Origin of the sequence: Jiella flava (genome assembly GCF_017349315.1) — a bacterium.
Lineage (GTDB): Bacteria > Pseudomonadota > Alphaproteobacteria > Rhizobiales > Rhizobiaceae > Jiella > Jiella flava.
Genome location: NZ_JAFMPP010000001.1, coordinates 272,876 through 298,416, shown reverse-complemented (window position 1 = coordinate 298,416; position 25,541 = coordinate 272,876). Strand labels below are relative to the sequence as shown.

Here is a 25,541-nt window from a genome sequence, read left to right as displayed (position 1 = left end):
GGCGAAGGAGGGCTTCCATCGCCGCGCGCTCATGCATGGTACAGATGCGGCGGTTTACTTCGCGCCGCCCGATGCCTTCACCGCTTCCGCTATGTCGGCATTGATCCGATCGAGCGCCTGATCCAGGGTCGATTCCCCGACGATCGCCTGAGTGATACGAGCAGCGGTGGCGTTCATGATGGCACGGTTGTTCTTGTAGCCCTGGAACTCGAAAGCGCGGGGCGACAGGGACTTCGCGGCGATGGTGAAGGCGGCGAGGGCCTTCTTCACATGCGAGTCAGCGTCTGGATAATCGACGCGCTTTTCCTGCAGCGACTTGTTCGCCGGGATCGCCTTGGTCTGGCCGATGAAGTCGGCATAGACGTCTTCCTGCGCCATGAAGTCGAGCAGCTTGGCGACCGCTTCCGGGTGCTTGGTGTGCTTGAAGCCGACGACACTGGCGCCGCCCGGAATACCGGTGCAGGCGGCCGGGCCGCAGGGCGAGTTCACCACTTCCCAATCGAAAGCGTCGCCGATCTCACGCCCGAAGCGTGCGACCTGCCATGAGCCGGACAGGTAGAAGACGAGGGTGGCGTTGATGAATTCCTGCGAGGCGTCCTGATAGGTCGCGCCGCCCGAGCCGGCCCAGACGTCCTTCGCCATGGTGCCGTCTTTGTTCCATTTCACAAACTTTTCGGCAAACGCCTTGAAGCCGTCGTCGACGGTGATCGGGTTGCCCTTGCCGTCGAAATATTTCGCGCCATAGGAAATCGCCGGGCCGGCAAAGCGGTGGCCGGAGCGATCCATCGCCATCGGGTACGGGGTCTTGGTCTTTTTCGCGACCTCGACCGCGGCCTTTGCCCAATCGTCCCAAGTCGCCTTGTCGCCGGGCATGGCAACGCCCGCCTGATCAAACAGGGTTTTGTTGACGAAGGGGCCGGTGATGGTCAACTGGTCGGGCAGATTATAGATGCCGTTGTCATTCGGCCCGTTGACCCGGGTCCACTTCAGCTCGTCACCGTAATTCTTTTCCCAGTAGTCGGCGTCTTTCAGATGCGGACGCAGGTCGAGCATGTATTTAGCGAGCCCGCCCAGATCGCTGACGCGGGCGAGGTCCGGTCCGCTGCCGCTGGCGAGCTGCACCGGGAGGCTTTCGAGGATCGCCTTATAAGGCACCTCGTCGACGGCGACTTTGATGTCCGGGTTCTTGGCCTCGAACTTCTTGATCTCTTCGCTCCAGGCCTGGCACTCGTTGCCGTCCTGGTAGCACTGAAACCGCAGCTCCACCGCATTGGCGATGCCAGCCGAAAAAGCCAGTGCACTCAATGCGGTGCAGCCAGCGAGAAGCATTTTCGTGACCATGTGTGGCCTCCCTGATCGTCAATGCCGAGCGTTTTAAACGCCAGCCAGCCGCCCCGCAATCGATGCAAGCGTGTCGCTTGCGCCGCGTAGCGCTCCCAAGTCGTAGTGGCGGCAATCGATCAGCCCTCCTGCCGATCGATCCGACAAGCAGCAGTCGCAGCGCTGTCGGTCAGTCGTATGCGCGAACCTGAAGAAAGCTACCGCGAAACCAATCCGAACGTCAAACGAAAAAACTATCTTTTATAAGACATATGAGCGCAGCAGATATTTGCGAATCAATCGCCGAGCGGCACCCCATTCCCGTCAGCCGTGGCGAGATGACGTAATGTCGCATCCGGTTGTTGCCGCCGTTTCGGATTGGTCGATGCGCCGGCGAGATGACGACGGTGCGCGCGAAACGGCAAAGGCCGCAGCCGGCCTGATGGAGCGTGGCTGCGGCCTCGGTTTTGCGGGCGCCCGTCCGGCGTCCGTCACCTGGACAGGCGGTCATCCGATCGCGGAATCAGGACGTGACGGGATCGACCTCGTCCAGATCGGCGATGGCGCGATCGTTCTGCATTTCCAGCCACATCGCGTTGCAGACAGCGCAGAGCGCGGCGAGCGGGAGCCCGAGGATCCAGGCAAAATACCACATGGCAGGGGCCTTTCTCAGTAGACGGTTTCGGAATGGCCGGTGATGTCGTCGGCCGTGACCTTGCCCCAGAGCACCCGGTAGACCCAGGCGGTGTAGCAAAGAACGATTGGCAGGAAGATCACCGTCGCAACGGTCATGACGAAGAGCGTCTGGTGCGAGGACGACGCGTCCCAGACCGTCAGCGAGCTCTGCGGATCGACCGACGAGGGCAGGATGAAGGGGAACATCGTCAGTCCCACCGTCGCGATCGTGCCGAAAATCGCCAGCTTCGACCACAACAGCGCCGAGCCTTCGCCGCCATTGCGCAGGCCCCGCACGGTCATCGTCATGCCGAGAAGGGCAAGCACCGGCGCCACCACGATCCACGGCCGGTCGGCATAGGCGACGAGCCACGATCCGGCATGGTCCGCCGTCTTGTAGAGCGGGTTGGACGGACCGTCGGTGACGATCGCACTGGTCACCCGATAGCCGGTGATGCCGAAGGCGAGCCAGAGACCAGCCAGCAGATAGGCTCCCATCGTCACCAGACCCGAGACCGAACCGACGGCACGGGCCCGCTTGGCCACCGTGCCGTCCGCCTTGAAGGTCAGCCAGGCGGCGCCGTGGGTCAGAAGCATGGCGAAGGAAACGACGCCGGTGAGGATGGCGAAGGGGTTCAAGAGGCCAAGGAACTTGCCGTACCAGGAGCCGTCATAGATCGACATCAGGTCCGGCGTCAGGTGGAAGGGCACGCCCTGCAGCACGTTGCCGACGGCGACGCCGAAAATCAGCGCCGGCACCGCGCCGCCGACGAACAACGCCCAATCCCAGCTGCTGCGCCACGTCGCGCTGTCGCGCTTGGAGCGGTATTTGAAGCCGACCGGGCGCAGGATCAGCGCGGCGAGCACCGCGAACATTGCCAGATAGAAGCCCGAGAAGCTGACCGCATAGAGCGGCGGCCAGGCGGCGAAGATCGCACCGCCGCCGAGGATGAACCACACCTGATTGCCCTCCCAGGTCGGGCCGACGGTGTTGATGGCGATCCGGCGCTCCAGATCGGTCTTGGCGACGAAGGGCAAGAGGGCGCCGACGCCCATGTCGAAGCCGTCGGTCATGGCGAAGCCGATCAGGAGCACCCCGAGCAGCACCCACCACAGAACCCGAAGGACATCATAGGGGACCAATTCATAGAGGATCATGGCTCTTACTCCGCGGGCGTCAGGCTGGCGGTCGGCATCACATGGGTGCCGGCAAGGCGGGAATGGTGGCGGTTCATCCACTCGTCGGTCGCGGCGACGTCCTGCACCGGTCCCTTGCGGATGTATTTCAGCATCAAGCCCATCTCGATGACGAACAGCACCGAGTAGAAGGTGACAAAACCGACCAGCGTCAAAGCGAGATCGCCGACCGAGAGGTGGCTGGCCGACAGGGCCGTCGGCAGGATGCCGTCGACGGTCCAGGGCTGGCGCCCGAATTCGGCGACGAACCAGCCGAGCTCGGCGGCGATCCACGGCGCTGGGATGATCGCGACGGCGGCCCGCAGCGCCCAGCGCGGATAGGTCTGGCGACGAAAGTTCGAGCGCCAGAAGAAGTAGATCATCACCGCGATGAAGCTGAAGCCGAGCAGCACCATGATCCGGAACGACCAGAACAGCGGAGCCACGGCCGGCACCGTATCCCAGGCCGCCTTTTCGATCTGCGCATCGCTCGCCTGGCGCGGATCATCGAGATAGCGCTTCAAGAGGAAGGCATAGCCGAGATCGGCGCTGTGCTGCTCGAAGGTCTGGCGGACGGCGGGCGGTGTCGCGGCCTTGTCCTGGCGGATGGTCATCAGCGCATCGTAGGCCTTGATGCCCGAGCGGATGCGATCGGCCGATTCCTTGACCAGCTGGTTGATGCCCGGAATGTCGATGTCGAGCGAGCGGGTGCCGATCAGGCCCATCACGAAGGGCACGTGAACCGCGTAATGGGTCTCGCGATCTTTCATGTCGGGAAAGCCGAAGGCGGTGAAGGCGGCCGGCGCCTTTTCCGTGTTCCACATGCCCTCGATGGCGGCGAGCTTCATCTTCTGGGCGTGGGAGGCGGTGTAGCCCGACTCGTCGCCGAGAACGACGACCGAAAGCGCCGAGGCAAGGCCGAAGGCGGCGGCGACGGTGATCGAGCGGCGGGCGAGTTCGACATGCCGGTGCTTCAGGAGATACCAGGCCGAGACGCCGAGCACGAAGACTGATGCGGTGACGTAGCCGGCCGAGACCGTGTGCACGAATTTGGCTTGAGCGACGGTGTTGAACATGACGTCGTAGAAGGACGTCATCTCCATCCGCATCGTATCCGGATTGAAGACCGCGCCGACCGGGTGCTGCATCCAGCCATTGGCGATCAGGATCCACAGGGCCGAAAGGTTGGTGCCGAGAGCGACCAGCCAGGCGACCACCAGGTGCTGCACCCGCGAAAGCTTGTCCCATCCGAAGAAGAACAGGCCGACGAAGGTGGCTTCCAGGAAAAAAGCCATCAGGCCCTCGATCGCCAGCGGGGCGCCGAAGATGTCGCCGACATAGTGGCTGTAATAGGACCAGTTCATGCCGAACTGGAATTCCATGGTCAGCCCCGTAGCCACGCCCAGCACGAAGTTGATGCCGAACAGTGTTCCCCAGAACTTGGTCATTTGCCGCCAGATCGGGCGGCCGGTCATGACGTAGACGGTTTCCATGATCGCGACGAGGATCGACAGACCGAGCGTCAGCGGCACGAAGAGGAAATGGTACATCGCCGTCATCGCGAACTGTAGGCGAGACAGCTCGACGATATTGAGTTCCATCGTCTTTACTCCGGAAATTGATCGGAGCGGCCAAAAGCGCCGCGCGTTCGAAGGCTCTACAGAGCGTCTCGAAACGCGACCTTGATCAGGATCAATCAACCGAGGATGCTGGCTCCGATCAGCGCGATTTGCCGGCTGAATTTCGCGGCGTCCTGGCCACGATGCATCACCGCGAGGATCGCCGTATCGGGCAGGACGCCTTGGATTCCGGCGAGCACCGCCTGTGATGTTGCCGCGTCGAGCCCTTCGGTCGGCTCGTCGAGCAGTAGGATTTGCGGCGCACACAAAATCGCGCGCGCCAGCGCCAGGCGCCGCGCCTCGCCGCCCGAAAGGCCGGCGCCGGCCTCGCCAAGCCGCGTGTCGAGCCCGTTGCGAGCTTCGAACAGCCGTGTCAGTTCGACGGCTTGCAGCGCCTCCCAAAGTCTCGCGTCGGTCTGCGAACCGGGCAGAGTGAGATTGTCGCGCACCGTGCCGGCCAGCAGCGCGCTGCGCTGGGGAACCATGACGAGGATTTTGCGCCGCTCCGCTTCGACGATGGTTTCGAGCGGTCGACCGAAGAGCCGGATCTCGGCGCGGGGGCGCTCGATCAGACCGGCGATGGTCAGAAGCAGCGTCGTCTTGCCGGCACCGCTCGGACCGACGAGGCAGGCGCTCTCGCCGGGCATGAGGGTGAAGCGCGGACCGTCCGGCATGGCGACTGCAAGCGCCGGCGTTTGCGCCGATGCGGGCGCTGGTGTTGCCGGCGTCGGCGTCAGGGCGGGTGGGCCGTCCTCTGCTCGCGATGGGTCAAGCGGCTCGCCGCTCGCCGGACGGGCGCCTTGCAGGTCGCGGATCCGCTCGGCCGCCGAAGCCATGCGGCCGAGGTCGCTGGCGCCGCGCATCAAGGGCAGCACGGTTTCGCCAAGCGCCAGCGCGACAAAAACGCCGATCGCGGCCACCGCCGGATCGACCCGCCCATTCGCTACCAGCCAGCCGCCGAGCGCCAGGGCGGCGGCTGCCGCGAGGGTGACGACCAAGGCGAGGAAGAGCCCTGCCATGCGGTCGTCCCGGTCGAGGCTGTCGGCCGCGCTGCGGGTCTTAATGTCGAGGCGTGCCAGCTCTGCGAGGCGTTCGCTCAACCGGCCATAGATGGTCAGGGCCGGGCGATCGCGCAGCGTGTCGATGATGCCGCGGCGGAGCGATTGGCTGGCGGTCTCGCCGTCTCGCGATACGGCAATGGTGCGCCGGGTCAGTGTCGAAAGCACGAGGACCCCGCCGACGAGATAAATCAGCGTGATCAGTCCCGCCATCTCCCAGCCGGCGAGAAGCCCGAGGCTGGCAAAGGCGACGGCATGGGCCGCGACCGCCGCAAGGCTGGGCAGCAGCAGCCGAAGGACCACGCCGTCGAGCGCGTCGACATCGGCGACGATCCGGGTCAGGACGGCCTCGCTGCGCAGCTTGGCGAGCGCTCGGGCGCCGAGCGTCAGGCGCTTCGCCATCAGATCGACTCGCAGCTTGGCGAGCGCCCGCAAGGTCGCGTCATGGGTCAGCAGGCGCTCACCATAGCGGGCGGCCGTGCGGCCGAGGGCGAGAAAGCGCACGCCGGCCGAGGGCTGGAAGACGTTAAAGGCGATGCCGATGCCGGCGATCCCCGCGATCCCTGTCGCGGTGATGAACCAGCCGGACAGGCCGAGGAGGGCCGCGCCCATCACCAGCACCACGACCGAGAGCGCCGCGCCGCGCAACAGTGCCATCGGCGCGGCCTTGACGAGCAGGACCATGATTTCGCCGAGCGCCCTCATCGCGGCATCTCCACGGTCCGGTCGAGCGCTGCGGCCAGCGCCAGGTCGTGGGTGGCGACGATCAGCGTCAGGCCGCGCTCCTTCAGGGCGAGCAGCGAGTTGGTCACGAACGCCGCGGTCTCGGGGTCGAGATCGGCGGTCGGCTCGTCGGCCAGGACGAGGTCGCCGCCCGCCATCACCGCCCGGGCGATCAACAGCCGCCGCGCTTCGCCGCCGGAGACGCCGTCGCCGGTTTCGCCGAGCCGGGTGGCCAACCCGTTCGGCAGACGCTCGACGAGCCTTCGCGCCTGGGCAAGTTGCAGCGCCGGCCAAGGATCGGCGCCGGTCGCGCGCGGATCGAGGAAGGCGGCGAGGGTTTCGTCGGCAAAATGCGGCCTCTGGGGGATGACGGCGAGCCGGGCGCGCCAGGCATCGGCATTGATGTCACCGAGCGGTTCGCCGCAGACGCGCACCGCGCCGGCGCTTGTCGGTACCAGGCCGGCGATGACGGCGAGCGTCGTCGATTTGCCCGAGCCGCTCGGCCCGACCAGGGCGACGGCTTCGCCGGGCTTGAGGACGAGATCGGGCAGAGCGAGGCGCGATCCGATGCCGCGCGCGACCGCACAGCCTGACAGGGCCAGCGCCAGCGGCCCTTCCAGCCGCGGCAGGGCGCGTCCGGCGCCGAGCCGCGCCGGCTGATCGCCGCTTTCCAGGGCGTCCAATTCGGCGACCACCGCCAGGCCACTCGCCCGGTCGTGCCAGGCGGCGGCGAGATCGCGCAGCGGCTGGAAGAACTCGGGCGCCAGTAGCAAAAGGAACAGCCCGGCGCCGAGGTTGAGAGTCGGGACCCAACTGCCGAAGGTCAGCTCGCCGAGGAGGTTGAAGCCGACATAGACGGCGACCATCGCGACGCCGATGGCGGCAAAGAGTTCGAGCACCGTCGAGGAGAGAAAGGCGATCTTCAACACCGCCATGGTCCGCTCCCTGAGATCGTCGGCGCGGGCCTCGAAGTCGGCGAGGGCGCGCTCGCCGGCGCCGAGGAGGCGAATGTCGAGTAGTGCCGACAGCCGTTCCATCAAGGCGGCGTTGATCGAGCCGATCTCGACCATCTGGCGGCGCGACGCCTGTTCGGCCGCCATGCCGACGAGCGCCATGAATAGCGGAATCAAGGGGCCAGCGACGAGAAGAATGGCGGCGACCACCCAGGAGAACCACAGGCTGATCAACACAAGCGTCAGCGGGATCACCGCCACCCGCATCATCGCCATCTGATAGCGGGTGACGAAGGGCTGCAGCAGCGGCAGCTTCTGAACGGCGAGCGCCGCGATCTCGGCCGAGCCGAGGCCGAGCCCGCCCTTGGCGGCGCATGACGTCAGCCGTTGGCGCTCGCGCGCCACCACCTGATCGGCGGCGGTGAAGAGTATCCGGCCGGCGTGGTGTTCGAGGGCGGCCTTCACCAGCCCGCCGAGCAGGAAGGCGCCGGCGCAAAGGATCGTCAGGCTGAGATCGACCTTGCCTGCCGTCCAGGACGAGATCGCGATGGCGATCGCCGCCGCCTGCAGCGGCCAGACCAGTCCGGCGGCAACAGTCACGATGCCGGCGCGCCGCAGCTGAGCCTTGACTGGTTCGAGCAGCCGCGCCGTCGCCTCGCGCTGACCGTTGCGCGGTGACGCGGGGGCTGGGTCTATGGTCTCTTCGGCAGGGGCGGTGAGGCTCGACATGCAATCGATCGACGGCGGTCTTGGCGCCTCTTCGGCGCGGCGGCGGAAACTGCGGCCTGGCACGGCGAAAGGCGCCCGGCCGTCGAGAATGATGCGCGGCGACCGGCGGTCAAACGGCCGGCACGCGGGGGCTGTTCGGGCGTCTACACTAGGGGAAGGGCGATGGCGAGACCAACGCCGTCATTTCGGTTTGATTGTGAAGACGGGGGTGCGCCGCCTGCCGCGCTTATGGCGCAAGCGCCTGTACACGCAGCCTGAAACGCAAGGGCCAAGGCGTGGTGGGCGATCGCGGATCGTGACGATCGGCAGTCTCGTTCGGCACGAGACTGTTACCCATGTCTTCGGGTCGTACACGGAAGCGTTTGGAGCGGGCGATGGGGATCGAACCCACGACATCAAGCTTGGGAAGCTTGCGTTCTACCACTGAACTACACCCGCGCGGCGCCGACATTGCCGCCCCGGCCTGCCGCCGTCAAGCGCTATTCGTGGGGCCGGGCCGATTGCGACGCCGGCGCGATCGGCGGGTGGGGGGACGGTGATTTAATGTCATTCGTTCGGTTGCGGGCTCTCGGTACGAATTCGCAGGCTGCATAACCGAGATGCGAAATTGTTGGCGCTTTTGCTCTCCGCTTTCGCAACCCATTTTGGACATATAAAATATTAAAATAAGTTTACAAAAATATATAATTGCAATAGTAATAAATTGTCGTTTCAAGTTGATTTTTCAACTTGAAATTATTTTTAATCAAAAATAACGTAGAGGAGTTTCGCCGCAAAAGCGGTTTAAAAAAAGTAGGAAAGAAATGGCTACTCGTTACGTTACTGCGACTGGAAAAGATCGCGACGGTGACATCATAAAGCTTTGTCATTCGGAAGAATCGTGGTCGCCGCGGTCGAAGGCAGACGCAATCAACGATATTGACAACGGATATCATGAATACAAAGTTCGATGGCGGGATGGTAGCGAGACTGTCATTCGCGTCGTAAATGGCCGCACTGGGAAATATCTCAGAACTGATCGCGACAGCACTGAGAGAAACAATCTCGACGAATTGCCGGACTGTTAAGGAAAATCGGGTCCATGGCGTCTAGTATTCTAGGGGTTCGAACAGGACTCGAATTTCGTCGATTTCCTGACTGAGGCGCAATTGTGAGCCATGCAGGTAGTTGCTTGAAATCGGCGCCTGCTACGCTAGGTCCGCCACCACCGCGTCGAGAACGAGCATGCCGGCCGGCGTCGCGCGGATGCGGTCCGGGCCGAGCCGCTCGATCATCCCGTGGGTGGCGAGGTCCGCCTCGCTCGCCCGGTCGATGTCGCGGCCGGCAAGCTTGCGCCAGCGGGAAAGATCGATGCCCTCGCTGAGACGCAGGCCCATCAAGAGCAGCTCGTCGGCCTGCTCTTCCAGGCTCAGCTCCTCGTCGGTGAGAGCGCCGGAGTCCCAGCTTTCCACCATCTTCAGCCAGGTCTCGGGGAGCGGCTCGTTGGCGATGGCGTGGCGATAGCCGCTGTCGCCCTTCAGCCGGCCATGGGCCCCGGGGCCGACGCCGGCGTAATAGCCGTAGCGCCAATAGGTGAGGTTGTGGCGCGATTCGGCGCCGGGCACCGCGTGGTTGGAAATCTCGTAGGCCGGCAGACCGCGGCTGGCCGTCAGGGCTTGCGTCATCTCATAGAGTTCGGCCGACAACTCGCCATCCGGCACGATCAGCTTGCCCGCCTTGCGCAGCTCGAAGAAGGGCGTGCCCATCTCGATGGTCAGCTGGTAGAGCGACAGGTGATCGGCGGCGAGGTCGATGGCGCGGGAAAGCTCCGCTTCCCATTCGGCGACCGTCTGGTTCGGCCGGGCATAGATCAGATCGAAGGAGAGGCGCGGGAAGGTCTCACGGGCGAGCGTAATCGCCTTCAGTGCCGTTTCGACGTCGTGCAGTCGGCCGAGCCGCCTGAGATCCGCATCGTTCAGTGCCTGCACGCCGAGCGACACCCGGTTGACGCCGGCCGCGCGATAGCCGCGAAAGCGCGACGCCTCGACGCTCGACGGATTGGCTTCGAGCGTCACCTCGACATCGGGCGCGATCTTCCAGTGGGCCGCCACCGCGTCGAGAATGCCGCCGACGGTTGCCGGCTCCATCAGCGAGGGCGTGCCGCCACCGAAGAAGATCGAGGTGACGAGTTCGCCGGGCGAGCGGCGCGCCGCCTCCCTCAGCTCGCGGGTAAAGGCCGCGACATAGCGCGGCTGGTCGATCGGCGTGCGCCGGACATGGCTGTTGAAGTCGCAATAGGGGCATTTGGCGGCGCAGAACGGCCAATGCACATAGACGCCGAAGCCGGGGGCGGCCGGCGCCTTGGCGAAAGGCAGGACATCGGAGGTTCTGTGCGGCGCGACCACGTTCATCTCGCCCTCTTTCATTCCACCCCGAGGGCGTGTTTGGCAAATTTTTGAAACGCCCGGGCACGATGCGACAAAGCGGTCGGCTGCCCGGGAACCCAGGCGTGCTTTTCCGCCGACATCATCTCGCCGAAGGTTCGGCTTTCGCCGTCCGGCAGAAAGATCGGATCGTAGCCGAAGCCCTTGTCGCCTCGCGGCGGCCAGACGATCGTGCCGTCGACTTCGCCGCGGAAGTACAGAGGCTCGGTGTCTGGCCGGGCAAGACACAGGACGGCGACGAAGGTCGCGCGGCGCTTGTCGGGCGTCGTCGCGCCGGCCGCCTGCAGCTTTTCCTCGACATTGCGCATCGCCCGGGCGAAGTCGCGCGGTTCGCCCGCCCAGCGCGCCGAATAGATGCCGGGATCGCCGTTCAGCGCCGCGATGGCGAGGCCGGAGTCGTCCGACAGACTGGTCAGACCCGTCGCTTCGAGCGCCGCCAGCGCCTTGATCGCGGCGTTTTCCTCGAAGGTCGTGCCGGTTTCTTCCGGATCTTCGAGCCCCTTGTCCTTGGCCGAGGTCACCGCAAAGCCGAAGGGCTCCATCAGCTCGCGGATTTCCCAGATCTTGCCGGCATTGTGGCTGGCGACGAGAAACGGCCCGTCTTCGGGGGTGATCAGCGCCATCAGTGGTCTCCGAGCACCTGGCGCTGGGTCTCGACCAACTCGCCGATGCCTTTGCGGGCAAGCGCCATCAGCGTCATGAACTCGTCCTCGGAAAACGGTGCGCCCTCGGCCGTGCCCTGGATCTCGACGATCCCGCCGGCGCCGGTCATGACGAAGTTCGCGTCGGTTTCGGCGGTCGAATCCTCGGCATAGTCGAGGTCGAGCACCGGCTCGTTCTTGTAGATCCCGCAGGAGACCGCCGCGACATGGCCGAGCAGCACGTCATGCCGTTTCACCATGGAGCGTTCCTCCATCCATTTCAGGCATTCGGCCAGCGCCACGAAGCCGCCGGTGATTGCGGCGGTGCGGGTGCCGCCGTCGGCCTGCAGAACGTCGCAATCGACGGTGATCTGGCGCTCGCCAAGCGCTTCGAGGTCGACGATGGCGCGCAGGCTGCGGCCGATCAGGCGCTGGATCTCCTGGGTGCGGCCGGACTGCTTGCCCGACGCCGCCTCGCGGCGCATGCGATCGCCGGTGGCGCGTGGCAGCATGCCGTATTCGGCAGTCACCCAGCCTTTGCCCGAGCCCTTCAAAAAGGGCGGCACGCGCTCTTCCAGGCTCGCCATGCACAACACTTCCGTGTGGCCGAAACGGACCAGGCACGAGCCTTCGGCATGGCGGGAGACGCCGGTGTCCATCGAGACGTCGCGCATCGCGTCGGCGGGGCGTTTGGAAGGGCGCATGGCGAACTCCTCACTTTGGCTTCAAATTTTAATGGTTAACGGCCTGTTATTGCGCCGGGCTTGTAACGGGAAAACCCGCGCCGCGCAAAGGTTTTGGCAGACCGTCGGCGCCGTGTCCCAAGACGAGTCCCGCTCGCGTCCTGGCTTGCTCGCTGCTATGCCGAGCGAGAACCGGGCGGCCAGCCGGAGCGATCTTGCCATTCTCCCGTGTAATTCGCCGCGGCAATCTGGCTTTTCCGCCCAGAAGGCGGTGGACGGCCGCGGTGCTGCTCCGCAAAATTCATTTCCAGCCGGTGTTGGCGCCGATAGACTCGCCCGCCGGGCCCGTCAAATGGAAGGACAATATAGCGATGACCGATGTGATCGTGCTCGGGGCCGGCATGGCCGGTGTCGGCGCCGGGCTGGCGCTGCAGGAGCGCGGCCGGCGCGTCGCGATCGTCGATCGTAAACCCAATTTCGCGGCCGAGACCAGCTTCGGCAACGCCGGCATCATCCAGGCCGAGGCGGTCGAGCCCTATGCCATGCCGACCGATCTCGCCTCGCTGATCGCCATCGCTCTGAAGCGCACCAACGACGTCGAGTGGAATGTCGAATCGGTGATGTCCGAAATGCGGGCCTTGCTCGGCTATTTCCGCAATTCGCAGCCCAAACGATTGGCTGAAATCAGCCGAATCTGGTCGAGGCTGATTCGGCGGGCGACGGCGGATCATGATCGCTATATCGCCGCGGCCGGGGCCGAGACGCTGATCCGCAAAGACGGCTTCCATCAGGCCTATCGAAGCGAGGCGCGCCTTGCTGCCGCGGTTAAGGTGGCAAGAAAGCACGCGCGTGACTACGGCGTCGGCTTTGAAGCGCTCGATGCGTCTGGGCTGATGGCGGTCGAGCCGGCCCTGATGCCGGGCTTTTCAGGCGCAATTCACTGGAGCGACAGCTGGTGTTGTTCGAGCCCGGGCGATTTGACGGCGGCCTATGGCGCGCTGTTCGAAAAGCGGGGCGGGCAGCATTGTCAGGGCGATGCCGAGACGTTGGCGCAGCTCGGTTCGGGCTGGCGCGTCGAAACTGCGGACGGGCCGATCGAGGCCAAGGATGTCGTGATCTGCCTCGGCGCCTGGGCACCCAGGTTGCTCAAGCGTTTCGGCTACAGCATCGCGATGGTGAGGAAGCGCGGCTATCACGAGCATTATCACGACAATCCCCTCGACAAGCCGCTGATGGATGCTTCTGTCGGGGCGGTTTACGTGCCGATGAAGGCCGGCATGCGGATCACCACCGGCGCCGAGCTGACGGCGATGACCGCCGGGCAGAAGCTGCGCCAGCTCGACCGGGCCGAGGCGGGCGCGCGCCAGGTCCTGAATTTCGGCGGCCGGATCGAAAATCATCCCTGGCACGGCACCCGCCCTTGCATGCCCGATATGTTGCCGGTCCTCGGCAAGGCGCCGAAGCATGAGGGTCTGTGGTTCGATTTCGGCCACGGTCATCAGGGTTTTACGCTGGGCCCGACCACCGGCATGCTCCTTGCCGGGCTGATGGACGGCGAAACCGATCCGGTTCTCGATGCCGTTTCGCCGGCGCGGCTGTCATGACAAGGCGGCTGAAGCAGCGACGATTGGCGCCGCTTTTCTATCGGGTGCTGCCTTCCTATAGTAAGCCCATGTTCCAACGCCGCCACGATACTTGCGTTCGATGATGTCCGTCAGCGACTTGGCCCGACGTCCGGTGCCGCCGCTCGATGAGCGGTCGCGGGAGATTTTCCGGCTGATCGTCGAGACCTATCTCGACCAGGGCGAGCCCGTCGGCTCGCGCATGCTGTCGAGACTTTTGACCAGCTCGCTGTCGCCGGCCTCGGTGCGCAATGTGATGAGCGATCTGGAGGCGCTCGGCCTGATCTACGCGCCGCATATTTCGGCCGGGCGGCTGCCGACCGAGATCGGCCTGCGCTTCTTCGTTGACGCTTTTTTGGAGGTCGGCGACCTCGCCTCGTCCGAACGCGCCGAGATCGAGGAGAAGGTGCGGCTGGTCGGCGATGGCCGCGGCATGGAAAATCTTCTGACCGAGGCGACCAACCTCTTGTCCGGCCTGTCGCGCGGGGCCGGCATCGTCGTCACCACCAAGTCGGATATGCGGCTGAGGCATATCGAGTTCATTCGCCTCGAGCCGGCCAAGGGGCTCGCCGTTCTCGTCGGCGAAAATGGCGAGGTGGAAAATCGCATCCTCGATCTGCCGCCGGGCGTCACCGCCTCGCAGCTCGTCGAGGCCGGCAACTTCCTCAACGCCCATGTCGTCGGCCGTACGCTCGGCGAGGCGAAGCGCCGGATCGCCGCGCTCAAGGACGATACGGCGACGGCGCTCGACAAGCTCTCCCAGGCGCTGGTTGATCAGGGGCTTGCCATCTGGTCCGGCGCCTCGGCCGGCCAGCCGGCGCAGCTGATCGTGCGCGGCCGCGCCAATCTTCTGGAAAATCTCTCCGCCGCCGAAGACGTCGAGCGGCTGCGGCTGCTCTTCGATGATCTCGAAACCAAGAGCGGCATGATCGAACTGCTCGATTTGGCCGAGGGCGGCAACGGCGTGCGGATCTTCATCGGCTCGGAGAACAAGCTGTTCTCGCTATCGGGCTCCTCGCTCGTCGTTGCACCCTACAAGGGCGGCACCGAGAGCATCGTCGGGGCGGTCGGGGTGATCGGGCCGACGCGGCTGAATTACCGCCGGGTCGTGCCGATGGTGGACTACACGGCGCGGATCGTATCACGGCTTCTGCAACACAAGGCCGGCGATCGGGAGGCTTGATTTCTCCCGTCGTCAATTCGATATCCGCTGCGATAACGCATTCGTGCATCGGATCTTCGCCGCTGTTCGTCTCGAACGGTGGATGATCCGGATGTGCCGACCTCAGATGAACGGGATGAAAGAGGAATGATGAGCGAGACCGGCAAGCCCGAAGGCGAGAGCCAAGAGATCGACGCAGCCGCCACTGCCGCAGCCGAGGACGCTGCAACCGCGCCGCAATCCTCGCAGTGGAACGCCGGCGCGGCCTATGACGAGGCGGTCGGCGACGCCGAATCGGCTGGCGAGAATCCGCATGACGCCCGCATCGCCGCGCTCGAGGCGGAAAATGCCGACGTCAAGGATCGGCTGCTGCGGCTGGCGGCGGACATGGAAAACCTGCGTCGCCGCACCGAGCGTGAGATCAAGGACGCCCGCACCTATGCGATCTCGGGCTTTGCCCGTGAGATGCTGTCGGTCGCCGACAATCTGTCGCGCGCCCTCGACGCCGTGCCGGAAGAACATCGGGCCGACGAATCCTCCGGCCTCAAGGCGCTGATCGAAGGCGTCGAGATGACCGAAAAGGGTCTGCTCGGCTCGCTGGAGAAGCAGGGCGTTCGCAAGCTCGAGCCGGAAGGCCAGCGCTTCGATCCGAATTTCCACCAGGCGATGTTCGAGATTCCCAACACCGAGGTGCCGAACGGCACGGTGTTGCAGGTCGTCCAGGCCGGCTACGCGATCGGCGACCGGGTGCTGCGCCCGGCGATGGTGGGAGTCTCCAAAGGCGGGCCGAAGGCGGCGCCGGCCGAGGCGAAGACCGCCGCGGCGGAGACCGGCGCCGGGCAATAGCCGGGCACGGTTTTCCCCGCTGTTATCCCCGAGCTGTCGGCGTTATCCAACGCCGTGCGAAGCCGCCGGCCCTCGGCGGCTTCTTTTCTTTGAAGCGGCCGTCAGCTTGGTGTAGGTCATCCGCTTCATAAACCGATGGTGACGGGGAAGCGACGGCGATGGCGGAGCCTGCGCGCAAATTCGAAGAGGAGACGGCGCTCTATCGCGAGGCGCCGGCCAATATCGAGGCCGAGCAGGCGCTGCTCGGCGCGATCCTCGTCAACAACGACGCCTATTACGTCGTCCATGATTTCCTCAAGCCCGAGCATTTTTTCGAGCCGATCCACAAGGAGATCTTCGCCAAGACCTCCGAGATGATCCGGATGGGCAAGATCGCCAATCCGGTCACCATCAAGACCTTCCTGGCGGCCGGCGATAAGATCGGCGAGATGACCGTGGCGCAATATCTCGCCCGGCTCGCGGCCGAAGCGACGACGATCATCAACACGCTGGATTACGGCCGGGCGGTCTACGATCTGGCGTTGCGCCGCTCGCTGATCGGCATCGGCGAGGAAATGGTCAATCTCGCCTTCGACGCGCCGCTCGACATGGAGCCGAAGGTGCAGATCGAGGAGGCCGAGCGCCGACTGTTCTCGCTCGCCGAGACGGGGCGTTACGACGGCGGCTTCCAGTCCTTCACCGACGCCGTCACCCAGGCGGTGCAGATGGCGACGGCGGCCAAGGACCGCGACGGCGGTCTGTCGGGCATTTCCACCGGCATGATGTCGCTCGACCGCCGGCTCGGCGGCCTGCAGCCCTCCGATCTGATCATCCTCGCCGGCCGTCCGGCGATGGGCAAGACCTCTCTCGCCACCAACATCGCCTTCAACATTGCCGCCGCCTATGAGCCGGCGGAGCAGGCCGACGGCTCGTTCAAGGCGAAGAATGGTGGCGTCGTCGGCTTCTTCTCGCTGGAAATGTCGGCCGAGCAGTTGGCCACCCGTATCATTTCCGAACAGACCGAAATCTCTTCCTCCAAGATCCGGCGCGGCCAGATCAACGATGAGGAGCTGACCAAGCTGATCGCCTGTTCGGAGATGATGCAGCGGCTGCCGCTCTATATCGACCAGACCGGTGGGATCTCGATCGCCCAGCTGGCGGCCCGCGCACGGCGGCTGAAGCGCCAACGCGGCCTCGACATGATGGTGATCGACTACGTCCAGCTGATGCAGGGCTCGTCCAAGGCCTCGTCGCAGAACCGCGTGCAGGAAATCACCGAGATCACCACCGGCCTCAAAGCCCTGGCCAAGGAGCTGCAGGTGCCGATCGTCGCCCTGTCGCAGCTCTCGCGTCAGGTCGAGGCGCGCGACGACAAGCGCCCGCAGCTCGCCGACCTTCGCGAATCCGGCTCGATCGAGCAGGACGCCGACGTCGTCATGTTCGTCTATCGCGACGAATATTACCTTGCCAATCGCGAGCCGAAGCCCGGCACCGACGAGCATCTGAAATGGGAGCAGGCGCTGAACGAGGCGCGCGGCAAGGCCGAAGTGATCATCGCCAAGCAGCGCCATGGCCCGACGGCGACCGTGCCGCTGGCCTTCCAGGCCGAATTCACCCGCTTCGGCGATCTCGCCGACGAGAACTATCTGCCCGAGCGTTTTGAATAGGCTGGAGCGGCGTTCGTCACAACCCCGCGCTATTGCCTGTCGGCATGGCATTTCTGCTAGGGTTCGCCCGAATTGCCTTGCAGGGAGGAACCGGGCGTAAGACGGCACCATCTGAGAGAGCCTATCATGACATCACCGCGGCTGGCGGAAACGTCGGAAGTTGTCGCGCAGACGCGCATGCCCCGGGTCGAGATCGACCTCGATGCCCTGAAGGCGAATTGGCGGACGCTCGATGCCTTGAACGGTCGGGGTCGCACCGGCGCGGCGGTGAAGGCCGACGGCTATGGGCTGGGGGCGGCGCGCGTGTCTGCGGCCCTTTACGACGCCGGCTGCCGGGACTTCTTCGTCGCCTGGGTGGAGGAAGGCGTGGCGCTCCGCCGGGCGCTCGCCGCCGGGGATCGGAACGACGCGCGGATCTATGTTCTGCAGGGACTTGAAATCGGCGCGGTGCCGGCCTGTCTTGCGACCCGGCTGGTGCCTGTCCTGTCGAGCCTTGCCGATGTCGCGGCCTGGGGCGAGGGGGTGGAGCGGGCCGGCCGTCGGGCCCCTGCCGCGCTGCAATTTGAGACCGGGATGAACCGCCTCGGCCTCGACGCCGCGGCGCTGCCGATCGTCAAGGCGGCCGAAGCCGGCGGCACCCTCGACGTCGCGCTGGTGATGACCCATCTCGCCAGCGCCGACGAAGAGAACGGCCAGAGCGCTGAGCAACGCGCGCTGTTCCTTCGGTTCGCAGCCGAATTTCCGCAGGCCGAGCGCTCGCTCGCCAATTCCGCCGGCTGTTTTCTCGGGCCCGGTTATGGCTGCGATCTCACCCGCCCCGGCATTGCGCTCTACGGCGGCTGGGCCGGCGCCCTGTCACACGGCCGGTTGCGTCCCGTCGCGACCTTGACGGCCGCCGTGCTGCAGGTCCGCACCGTCAAGGCGGGCGAAGCTGCCGGCTATGGCGCGGCCGCCGAGCTTTCCCGCGACACCCGCATCGCCACCGTCGGTCTTGGCTATGCCGACGGCTATCTGCGCGCCGCCTCCGGGGCCGGCGTGCCGCTGCGCGAGGGCCGGCCCGGCGCGACGGCCTTCATCGCCGGCCAGCACGTGCCGGTGCTCGGTCGCGTCTCGATGGACCTGACGCTGCTCGACGTCACCGACGTGCCGGCGGATCTGGTGGAGCCGGGGACACGGGCGGAATTTTTCGGCCCGAATGTCCCGATCGACGACGTGGCGGATGCGGCGGGCACGATTGCTTACGAACTGCTGACGGGATTGGGGCCACGGGTGAGACGTGTCGGGCGTTAACGGCCAGGGACAAAGAATGTGGCCGACGCTATTTTGGACGGACAAGAATTAATTCCGAAGATCGTTCTCCTGCTTCAACGGAGCCGGCCTAAAAACGACCGTTGATCCCGGTAAGCAGGATCGCACCGGCAAAGAGCGTGGTCCCGATTTCCTCGACGCGGACATGGCTTTTCGATCAGTCGAAGCATGGTCCTCCATAATGGGCCTTCTTGCGCGCGGCCCCACGCTCTTTCGCTGCCGCCCATCATCCGCTAAGCCCCGGAAATGGCCAAACCCAAGCTCTCTTTCATCTGCCAGGCCTGCGGCGCGGTCTATACGCGCTGGCAGGGCAAGTGCGACGCTTGCGGCGAGTGGAACACCATCGTCGAGGAAAACGCCGCCGGCGGCATCGGCGGCGGGCCGCAGCGCGGGGCGCGGCGCAAGGGCCGGCCCTCGGCGCTGCTGCCGCTCTCCGGCGAGATCGAAGAGGCGCCGCGCATCATTTCCGGCCTTGCCGAATTCGACCGAGCGACCGGCGGCGGCATCGTCCGCGGCTCGGCGATCCTGATCGGCGGTGATCCTGGCATCGGCAAGTCGACCCTTTTGATGCAGGCCGCTGCCGCCCTGTCGCGGCGCGGGCACGGCGTCGTCTATGTCTCGGGCGAAGAGGCGGTGGCGCAGGTGCGGCTGCGGGCCCAGCGGCTGGAGGCCGCCGATACGGCGGTGGAGCTCCTCGCCGAGACCAATGTCGAGGACATTCTGGCGACGCTCGGTCAGGCCAAGCGTCCGGACCTCGTGATCATCGATTCGATCCAGACCCTGTGGAGCGATGCGGCCGAGGCCGCGCCCGGCACGGTGACCCAGGTGCGCACCGCGGCGCAGACCATGATCCGCTACGCCAAGGCGTCCGGCGCGGCGGTGATCCTCGTCGGTCACGTCACCAAGGACGGGCAGATCGCCGGGCCGCGCGTCGTCGAGCACATGGTCGACGCCGTGCTTTATTTCGAGGGTGAGGGCGGCCATCATTTCCGTATTTTGCGGACGGTGAAGAACCGCTTCGGCCCGACCGACGAGATCGGCGTCTTCGAGATGGGCGGCGAGGGCCTGCGCGAGGTCGGCAACCCGTCCGAATTGTTCCTCGGCGAGCGCAATGCCAAGGCACCCGGCGCCGCGGTCTTCGCCGGCATGGAGGGCACGCGCCCGGTGCTGGTCGAGATCCAGGCGTTGGTTGCACCCTCGGCGCTCGGCACGCCGCGCCGGGCCGTTGTTGGCTGGGATCAGCCGCGCCTGGCCATGGTGCTTGCCGTGCTCGACGCCCATTGCGGGGTGCGGCTCGGCCAGCACGACGTCTATCTGAATGTTGCCGGCGGGTTTCGCATTTCCGAGCCGGCGGCCGATCTCGCCGTCGCGGCGGCGCTAGTCTCCTCGCTCTCCGGCGCGCCGCTGCCACCGGACTGCGTCTATTTCGGCGAAGTCAGCCTGTCGGGGGCGGTCAGGCCTGTCGCCCATGCCGCGCAGCGCTTGAAGGAAGCCGAGAAGCTCGGCTTTGGCCGCTCGGTACTGCCCGATTCGTCCGCCGATCTGCCGAAGTCGCACGGCATGCGGATCGAGGTGGTCGAAGCCCTGCCCGATCTCGTCGCCAAGGTGGCCGCCGGCGGCTCTATCCCCAGGCCTGATGATGAGGCTTCATGATTTCTGGAATCTTTTAGTGAAAATCCCATCGCAAAACGGTAATGGGTTGGCGCACGCCGTCCCGCCGCAGACGACTCGAGATTCCTGGAAGCGCATCTGATGTCCGTTACCCTCCTCGACGCAATCCTTGTTGCGATCATGCTGGTTTCAGCCTTGCTCGCCATGGTCCGGGGCTTTTCGCGTGAAGTGCTGTCTGTGGTGTCATGGGTGGCCGCGGCTCTGGTCGCCTTCATGTTCTACAGCAAGCTGACGCCCTTTGCGCTGCAATATGTGCATTCGAAGACGGTCGCGATGGCCGGGTCGGCGGCGGTGCTGTTCATCATCACGCTGATCGTCGTCTCCTACATCACGCTGAGAATTGCCGACTTCATCATCGACAGTCGGATCGGCGCGCTTGATCGCGTGCTCGGCTTCGTTTTCGGCGCGGTGCGCGGGTTGCTTCTGGTCGTCGTCGCCATGCTGTTCTTCAACTGGCTCGCGCCGCAGAATCAGCCGACCTGGATTGCCAACGCCAAGTCGAAGCCCTTCCTCGACGATCTCGGCAAGAGGTTGGTCGCCGCTTTGCCGCAAAATCCCGAAGGCCTGATCGTCAATCAGATCGAAAAGCTGAAGGAAGGCGGCGAGACCGGCGAGGCGCAGGCGCCGGCCAGCGACGAGCCGTCGACGGTCGGCGGTGCGATCCAGCAGGATTCCGGCCAGCAGGATTCCGGCCAGCAGGATTCTGGCCAGACGCCGCCGCCGAGCGACGGCGATTCCGGCTCCGCTCAGAGCCCTTCGAATTGATCCTCGTGGGTTTCGGCGAGCCCGATGCAGGGCGTGACTCGCAGTTTCGGCCTCAAGGCAGTATACCTTCGATACGACATTATCAGTCAGCGGAACGCAGATAAGCCATGGACGAGACGCCATTCGGCGACGACACGCTGCATGAAGAATGCGGCGTTTTCGGTATTTTTCAGAGGGCGGACGCCGCCGCCGTCGTGACGCTGGGCCTCCACGCGTTGCAGCATCGCGGACAGGAAGCGGCCGGGATCGTCTCCTATGACGGCATGCAGTTCCATGTGGAGCGCCATGCCGGCTTGATCGGCGACACCTTCACCAAGGCTGCCGTCTTGGAGCGTCTGCCGGGGACGGCGGCGATCGGTCACACCCGCTATGCCACCACCGGCGGCGGCGGTCTGCGCAACGTCCAGCCGTTTTTCGCCGAGCTGTCGGCGGGCGGTTTCGCCGTCGCCCATAACGGCAACATCACCAATGCTATGACCGTCCAGCGCGAGCTGCAGCGCCGCGGCTCGATCTTCTCCTCCACCTCCGATACCGAGACGATCCTGCATCTCGTCGCCACCAGCGGCGCGCGGATGTTCGTCGACAAACTGATCGACGCATTGTCGCGGCTCGAAGGGGCATTCTCGCTGGTGGGTCTGTCGGCCAATACGATGTTCGGTGTGCGCGATCCGCTTGGCATTCGCCCGCTGGTGCTCGGCGATCTCGAAGGCGCCCCGATCCTCGCATCGGAAACCTGTGCACTCGACATTATCGGCGCCGAGTTCGTGCGCGATCTCGAGGCCGGCGAGATGGTGGTCATCACCGAGGACGGGATCGAGAGCGTCTTTCCCTTCCAGGCCCGGCGAGCCCGCTTCTGCATCTTCGAATATGTCTATTTCGCCCGGCCCGATTCCAATGTCGAAGGCCGCAATGTCTACGACATTCGCAAGAAGATCGGCATCGAACTCGCCAAGGAAAGCCACGTCGCGGCGGATGTCGTCGTGCCGGTCCCCGACTCCGGCGTTCCGGCCGCGATCGGCTATTCGCAAGAAGCCGGGCTGCCCTTCGAACTCGGCATCATCCGCAATCACTATGTCGGCCGCACCTTCATCCAGCCGACCGATTCGATCCGCCACATGGGCGTCAAGCTCAAGCACAACGCCAATCGCAAGATGATCGAGGGCAAGCGGGTCATTCTTGTCGACGACTCGATCGTGCGCGGCACCACCAGTCAGAAGATCGTCCGGATGGTTCGCGAGGCCGGCGCGAGCGAGGTCCATATGCGTATCGCCTCGCCGCCGACCAGCGCCTCCTGTTTTTACGGTGTCGACACCCCGGAAAAAGCCAAGCTCTTGGCTTCGCGCATGAGCATCGAGGAGATGGCCGAGTTCATCCAGGTAGATTCGCTCGCCTTCCTGTCGATCGACGGGCTCTACCGCGCCTGTGGCGAGGCCAGTCGTTCGAAGATCGCGCCGCAGTTCTGCGATGCCTGCTTCACCGGCGACTATCCGACCGCATTGACCGACCAGGACGGGGCGGACAACGTCCGCCAGCTCTCGCTGCTCGGCGGCGCGGGCTGAATTCGAACCGCCAAGGCGTGACGGGGAGGGCACGTCGATGACAAAACGTCTCGATGGCAAGATCGCACTGGTGACCGGTGCCTCGCGGGGTATCGGTTATCAGCTCGCCAAGCAGATGGCGGCCGAGGGGGCGCATGTGATCGCGCTGGCCCGCACCGTCGGCGGGCTGGAAGAACTCGACGACGAGATCCGCGCCGCCAGCGGTAGCGCCACTCTGGTGCCCCTCGACATGACCGATATGGGCGGCATCGACCGGCTCGGGGGCGCCATCAAGGAGCGGTGGGGCCGGCTGGACGTGATGGTCGCCAATGCCGGCCTTCTCGGCGTTCTGGCGCCGATCGGCCACATCGAAGCGAAGATTTTCGAGCAGACGATGACGGTCAACGTCACCGCGACCTGGCGCCTGATCCGTTCGCTCGATCCGTTGCTGCGGGCTTCCGAGGCCGGGCGGGGACTGGTGATGTCGTCGGGCGCGGCCCATTCGGCCAAGGCCTACTGGTCGCTTTATGCCGCGACCAAGGCAGCCTGTGAGGCGATGGTGCGCTCCTGGGCAAATGAGACGATGAACACGCCGCTGCGGGTAAACGCCGTCAATCCCGGCGCGACCCGCACCAAGATGCGCGCCCAGGCGATGCCGGGTGAAGACCCGAAAACTCTGCCAACCGCCCGCGAAGTCGCCGCCAAGATCGTGCCGCTCGCCTTTGCCGACGTCACCGAGACCGGCAAGATCTTCGACGTGCGGCGGGAAACGTTTTTGACCTACCAGAACCCCGCCTGAGATCTCGGTCCCGCACCGAGCTCGCCTCGAACGCTCAAGCGACCCGGCGTCCCTCTCGCCAGACGCGGCGCACGACCGGCGGCTCGCCGCTGCGGTGGGCGATCTGGACGAGATCAGCGCGCAGTCCCGCGGCGATCCGGCCGCGATCGGTCAGCCCCACGGCGGCCGCCGGATGGGCGGTGGCGAGACGTGTCGCGGCGGGGAGCGGCAGCGCGCCGGAATCCGACAGGGCGAATACCGCCTGGATCAGGCTGAAGGGCACGTAATCCGAAGACAAAATGTCGAGCAGACCGGCGTCGAGAAGCTCGAGGGCCGAGATGTTGCCGGAGTGGGATCTGCCACGGACGATGTTGGGTGCTCCCATCAAGATGGCCATTCCCGCCTCGCGCGAGGCTCGCGCCGCGTCAATCGTCGTCGGAAACTCGGCGATCTGGATGCCTAGCGCGGCGGACTCGTCGACATGGGCGCGCGTCGCATCGTCATGCGAGGCGAGTGTGATGCCGCGTCTGACGCATTCGTCCGCGATCGTGCGCCGGTGCGGTGGCGCATTGCGCTGCGACTGGGCGATCCGGGAATTGGCGTAGGCTTCGAAGTCCGTGTCGCTCATGGCGAACTTCGTCTGAAGATAGGTTTTCAGCTTGCCGAGATCGTGAAACTGGCGCTGGCCGGGCGCATGATCCATCAGCGAAACAAGGGTGAGACGGGGCGCATCCATAAGCTTGCGAAAACCGTCGACCACGTCGTCGGACGAGACCTCGCAACGAAGGTGAAGGCGGTGCTCGGCCCGAAATCGCCCTTCGACCACGCCCGTTTCAATCGCCGCCGCCAGCGCTTTGACGTCGTCGGCATCAGAGCGGGTGTTCTCGTCGGTGCCGATGCGCATGGCGTCGAGAACCGTCGTCATGCCGGCGGTCGCCGCCTGGCCGTCATGGGCCTGGATCGCCGCCATCCGGTGCCACGTGACGCCCGAGCGGGGATGATAATGCGCCTCGATCTGGTCGGTATGAAGCTCGACGAGGCCCGGCAGGAGATAGTCGCCGCCAAGATCCTCGCCTCCATTCGACGGTCCTGGCAGGATGGCGGCGATCCGGCCGTCCTCGATCGCGAGCGCGCCTTCGATCACGGTGTCGCTCAACACGATGCGGGCGTTGGCGAGGATCTGGCGCGTCGTCATCAATTGCCTCGTGCGGGAGGTTGGCGGCGCATCCTTCATGGCGCAACACCCGTCAAACGAAAAGCCCGTGGCGTTTCCGCCGCGGGCTTTTGGATCGGCAACCGCAAGGACCGCGCCTGAACTCCACCGCCTCAGCGGCGCCGCCGCTCCACCGCCTGGAAGGCAAGCTTGGCGTGATAGGAACAATAGGGCGATCCGTCGCCGGAATGGTCGCCGCAGAAGTGGAAGTCCGGCGACAGCGGATCGCCGATCGGCCACTTGCAGGTCCGCTCGGTGAGCTGCACCAGCGACAGCTTGCGCGTCATCGGCACGACTTCCGCACTGGTCTGCGTTGCCGTTGCGACGTGCTCTTCCTCGTCCGGATGAAGCTCGACCTTCAGCGCCGTCGCGCCGAGCGTGCGGGCGACAGGTCGGCTCTGGCTGATCGCCTGGGCGGCAACGACCTTCGGGGCGATGACCCGCGGCGCGACGGCGGTGACCGGCGTGGCGCTGACGGTTTCCTGAACGATGATCGGCTGAGCCGCCGCGGCATCGGCGGATTTGACCCGCGATTCCAGTTTCAGGCGATGCACCTTACCGATCACGGCGTTGCGGCTGACACCGCCGAGACGCTCTGCGATCTGACTTGCACTGTGGCCTTCGGACCAGAGTTGGCGCAACAACTCCACACGATCGTCGGTCCAACCCATCGGCTTGCTCCTTCTGCACGCAAGCGGCGCCAGGAATCCATTCAGCCTCCACACATATGCTGCGTAGAAAAGCTACAAGATATATGGTGAAACTAGGTCCGCCGCTCGAAGTCTAGTACCTTTGGGGGGAACTTACCGTACAGCCCGACTCGCTGACAAGGGTGGGGGTACAGGGAATCGTTCCATCTAATGTTTTTCCCCAGCCAATGTGGGGTCGGCGATTCGCAATACCAAGCGCATGGCGGGCGGATTTCTGCCGTGGCGCGAAAATCCCCCCGCTCTTGTCTCGCAAGGCGGCCAGAGGCATGTTATACGGGCGCT

General features: G+C 65.1%; 21 protein-coding genes and 1 tRNA gene. 10 read left to right on the top strand and 12 right to left on the bottom strand.

Going from position 1 to position 25,541, the window contains the following annotated elements:
- Nucleotides 1-54: 54 nt before the first annotated feature.
- The 7 genes from J1C48_RS01355 to J1C48_RS01325 form a co-directional block, all read right to left on the bottom strand.
- Nucleotides 55-1,341: an ABC transporter substrate-binding protein gene (locus J1C48_RS01355; RefSeq protein ID WP_207255851.1), complete on the bottom strand. Its 1,287-nt coding sequence runs from the start codon at nucleotides 1,339-1,341 to the stop codon at nucleotides 55-57.
- Between the two features lie 502 nt (nucleotides 1,342-1,843).
- Entirely contained in the window at nucleotides 1,844-1,975 is a 132-nt protein-coding gene (gene cydX / locus J1C48_RS01350; RefSeq protein WP_207255850.1) for a cytochrome bd-I oxidase subunit CydX, read from the bottom strand.
- 14 nt (nucleotides 1,976-1,989) lie between these two features.
- Nucleotides 1,990-3,153: a cytochrome d ubiquinol oxidase subunit II gene (cydB, locus tag J1C48_RS01345; protein ID WP_207255849.1), complete on the bottom strand. Its 1,164-nt coding sequence runs from the start codon at nucleotides 3,151-3,153 to the stop codon at nucleotides 1,990-1,992.
- Nucleotides 3,154-3,158: 5 nt separating this feature from the next.
- A complete protein-coding gene (locus tag J1C48_RS01340) occupies nucleotides 3,159-4,772 on the bottom strand; it encodes a cytochrome ubiquinol oxidase subunit I (protein ID WP_207255848.1) in 1,614 nt (537 codons plus the stop codon).
- Nucleotides 4,773-4,867: 95 nt separating this feature from the next.
- Complete coding sequence (locus J1C48_RS01335) at nucleotides 4,868-6,553, bottom strand: amino acid ABC transporter ATP-binding/permease protein (protein WP_207255847.1); 1,686 nt, start codon at nucleotides 6,551-6,553, stop codon at nucleotides 4,868-4,870.
- Nucleotides 6,550-8,253, bottom strand: coding sequence for an ABC transporter ATP-binding protein/permease (locus tag J1C48_RS01330; protein WP_207255846.1), 1,704 nt, complete (start codon nucleotides 8,251-8,253; stop codon nucleotides 6,550-6,552). The genes J1C48_RS01335 and J1C48_RS01330 overlap by 4 nt, the downstream gene beginning before the upstream one ends.
- Before the next feature lie 363 nt (nucleotides 8,254-8,616).
- A tRNA-Gly gene (locus tag J1C48_RS01325) sits at nucleotides 8,617-8,691 on the bottom strand.
- 365 nt (nucleotides 8,692-9,056) lie between these two features.
- Here J1C48_RS01325 and J1C48_RS01320 point away from each other — a divergent pair.
- Nucleotides 9,057-9,320, top strand: coding sequence for a DUF3892 domain-containing protein (locus J1C48_RS01320; RefSeq protein ID WP_207255845.1), 264 nt, complete (start codon nucleotides 9,057-9,059; stop codon nucleotides 9,318-9,320).
- Nucleotides 9,321-9,440: 120 nt separating this feature from the next.
- Here J1C48_RS01320 and hemW read toward each other — a convergent pair whose 3' ends face one another.
- The 3 genes from hemW to rph are packed head-to-tail and all read right to left on the bottom strand — an operon-like array spanning nucleotide 9,441 to nucleotide 12,021.
- Nucleotides 9,441-10,643, bottom strand: a complete 1,203-nt coding sequence (hemW, locus tag J1C48_RS01315; protein ID WP_207255844.1) for a radical SAM family heme chaperone HemW — start codon at nucleotides 10,641-10,643, stop codon at nucleotides 9,441-9,443.
- Between the two features lie 11 nt (nucleotides 10,644-10,654).
- Nucleotides 10,655-11,299 carry an RdgB/HAM1 family non-canonical purine NTP pyrophosphatase gene (gene rdgB, locus J1C48_RS01310; protein ID WP_207255843.1) on the bottom strand — a complete coding sequence of 215 codons (645 nt, stop codon included), beginning with the start codon at nucleotides 11,297-11,299 and terminating at the stop codon, nucleotides 10,655-10,657.
- The gene (gene rph, locus J1C48_RS01305) at nucleotides 11,299-12,021 is read right to left on the bottom strand and encodes a ribonuclease PH (RefSeq protein WP_207255842.1); all 723 of its coding nucleotides are present in this window, start codon (nucleotides 12,019-12,021) and stop codon (nucleotides 11,299-11,301) included. Before rph ends, rdgB begins: the two co-directional genes overlap by 1 nt.
- A gap of 350 nt (nucleotides 12,022-12,371) precedes the next feature.
- Here rph and J1C48_RS01300 point away from each other — a divergent pair, with 350 nt between their 5' ends.
- The 9 genes from J1C48_RS01300 to J1C48_RS01260 all read left to right on the top strand — a co-directional run bounded on the left by J1C48_RS01300 (nucleotide 12,372) and on the right by J1C48_RS01260 (nucleotide 23,357).
- Nucleotides 12,372-13,604, top strand: coding sequence for an NAD(P)/FAD-dependent oxidoreductase (locus tag J1C48_RS01300; RefSeq protein ID WP_207255841.1), 1,233 nt, complete (start codon nucleotides 12,372-12,374; stop codon nucleotides 13,602-13,604).
- A 100-nt stretch (nucleotides 13,605-13,704) separates the two neighbouring features.
- On the top strand, nucleotides 13,705-14,805 hold the full coding sequence (gene hrcA, locus J1C48_RS01295; RefSeq protein WP_207255840.1) for a heat-inducible transcriptional repressor HrcA: 1,101 nt from the start codon (nucleotides 13,705-13,707) through the stop codon (nucleotides 14,803-14,805).
- Nucleotides 14,806-14,931: 126 nt separating this feature from the next.
- The gene (gene grpE / locus J1C48_RS01290; RefSeq protein WP_231081513.1) at nucleotides 14,932-15,630 is read left to right on the top strand and encodes a nucleotide exchange factor GrpE; all 699 of its coding nucleotides are present in this window, start codon (nucleotides 14,932-14,934) and stop codon (nucleotides 15,628-15,630) included.
- A 158-nt stretch (nucleotides 15,631-15,788) separates the two neighbouring features.
- The gene (locus J1C48_RS01285) at nucleotides 15,789-17,276 is read left to right on the top strand and encodes a replicative DNA helicase (RefSeq protein ID WP_207255839.1); all 1,488 of its coding nucleotides are present in this window, start codon (nucleotides 15,789-15,791) and stop codon (nucleotides 17,274-17,276) included.
- 126 nt (nucleotides 17,277-17,402) lie between these two features.
- Nucleotides 17,403-18,566: an alanine racemase gene (gene alr, locus J1C48_RS01280; protein ID WP_207255838.1), complete on the top strand. Its 1,164-nt coding sequence runs from the start codon at nucleotides 17,403-17,405 to the stop codon at nucleotides 18,564-18,566.
- Nucleotides 18,567-18,830: 264 nt separating this feature from the next.
- Nucleotides 18,831-20,237 carry a DNA repair protein RadA gene (gene radA, locus J1C48_RS01275; RefSeq protein ID WP_207255837.1) on the top strand — a complete coding sequence of 469 codons (1,407 nt, stop codon included), beginning with the start codon at nucleotides 18,831-18,833 and terminating at the stop codon, nucleotides 20,235-20,237.
- 99 nt (nucleotides 20,238-20,336) lie between these two features.
- Nucleotides 20,337-21,020: a CvpA family protein gene (locus J1C48_RS01270; protein ID WP_207255836.1), complete on the top strand. Its 684-nt coding sequence runs from the start codon at nucleotides 20,337-20,339 to the stop codon at nucleotides 21,018-21,020.
- A gap of 107 nt (nucleotides 21,021-21,127) precedes the next feature.
- Nucleotides 21,128-22,579, top strand: a complete 1,452-nt coding sequence (gene purF / locus J1C48_RS01265) for an amidophosphoribosyltransferase (protein ID WP_207255835.1) — start codon at nucleotides 21,128-21,130, stop codon at nucleotides 22,577-22,579.
- A gap of 37 nt (nucleotides 22,580-22,616) precedes the next feature.
- Nucleotides 22,617-23,357 (top strand): SDR family NAD(P)-dependent oxidoreductase, encoded by a 741-nt coding sequence (locus J1C48_RS01260; protein WP_207255834.1) that lies wholly within the window; start codon nucleotides 22,617-22,619, stop codon nucleotides 23,355-23,357.
- A gap of 34 nt (nucleotides 23,358-23,391) precedes the next feature.
- On the opposite strand, the gene J1C48_RS01255 is transcribed toward J1C48_RS01260, so the two are convergent.
- Nucleotides 23,392-24,531, bottom strand: a complete 1,140-nt coding sequence (locus J1C48_RS01255) for an alpha-D-ribose 1-methylphosphonate 5-triphosphate diphosphatase (protein WP_207255833.1) — start codon at nucleotides 24,529-24,531, stop codon at nucleotides 23,392-23,394.
- Nucleotides 24,532-24,662: 131 nt separating this feature from the next.
- A complete protein-coding gene (locus tag J1C48_RS01250) occupies nucleotides 24,663-25,220 on the bottom strand; it encodes a GcrA family cell cycle regulator (protein WP_207255832.1) in 558 nt (185 codons plus the stop codon).
- Nucleotides 25,221-25,541 lie beyond the last annotated feature (321 nt).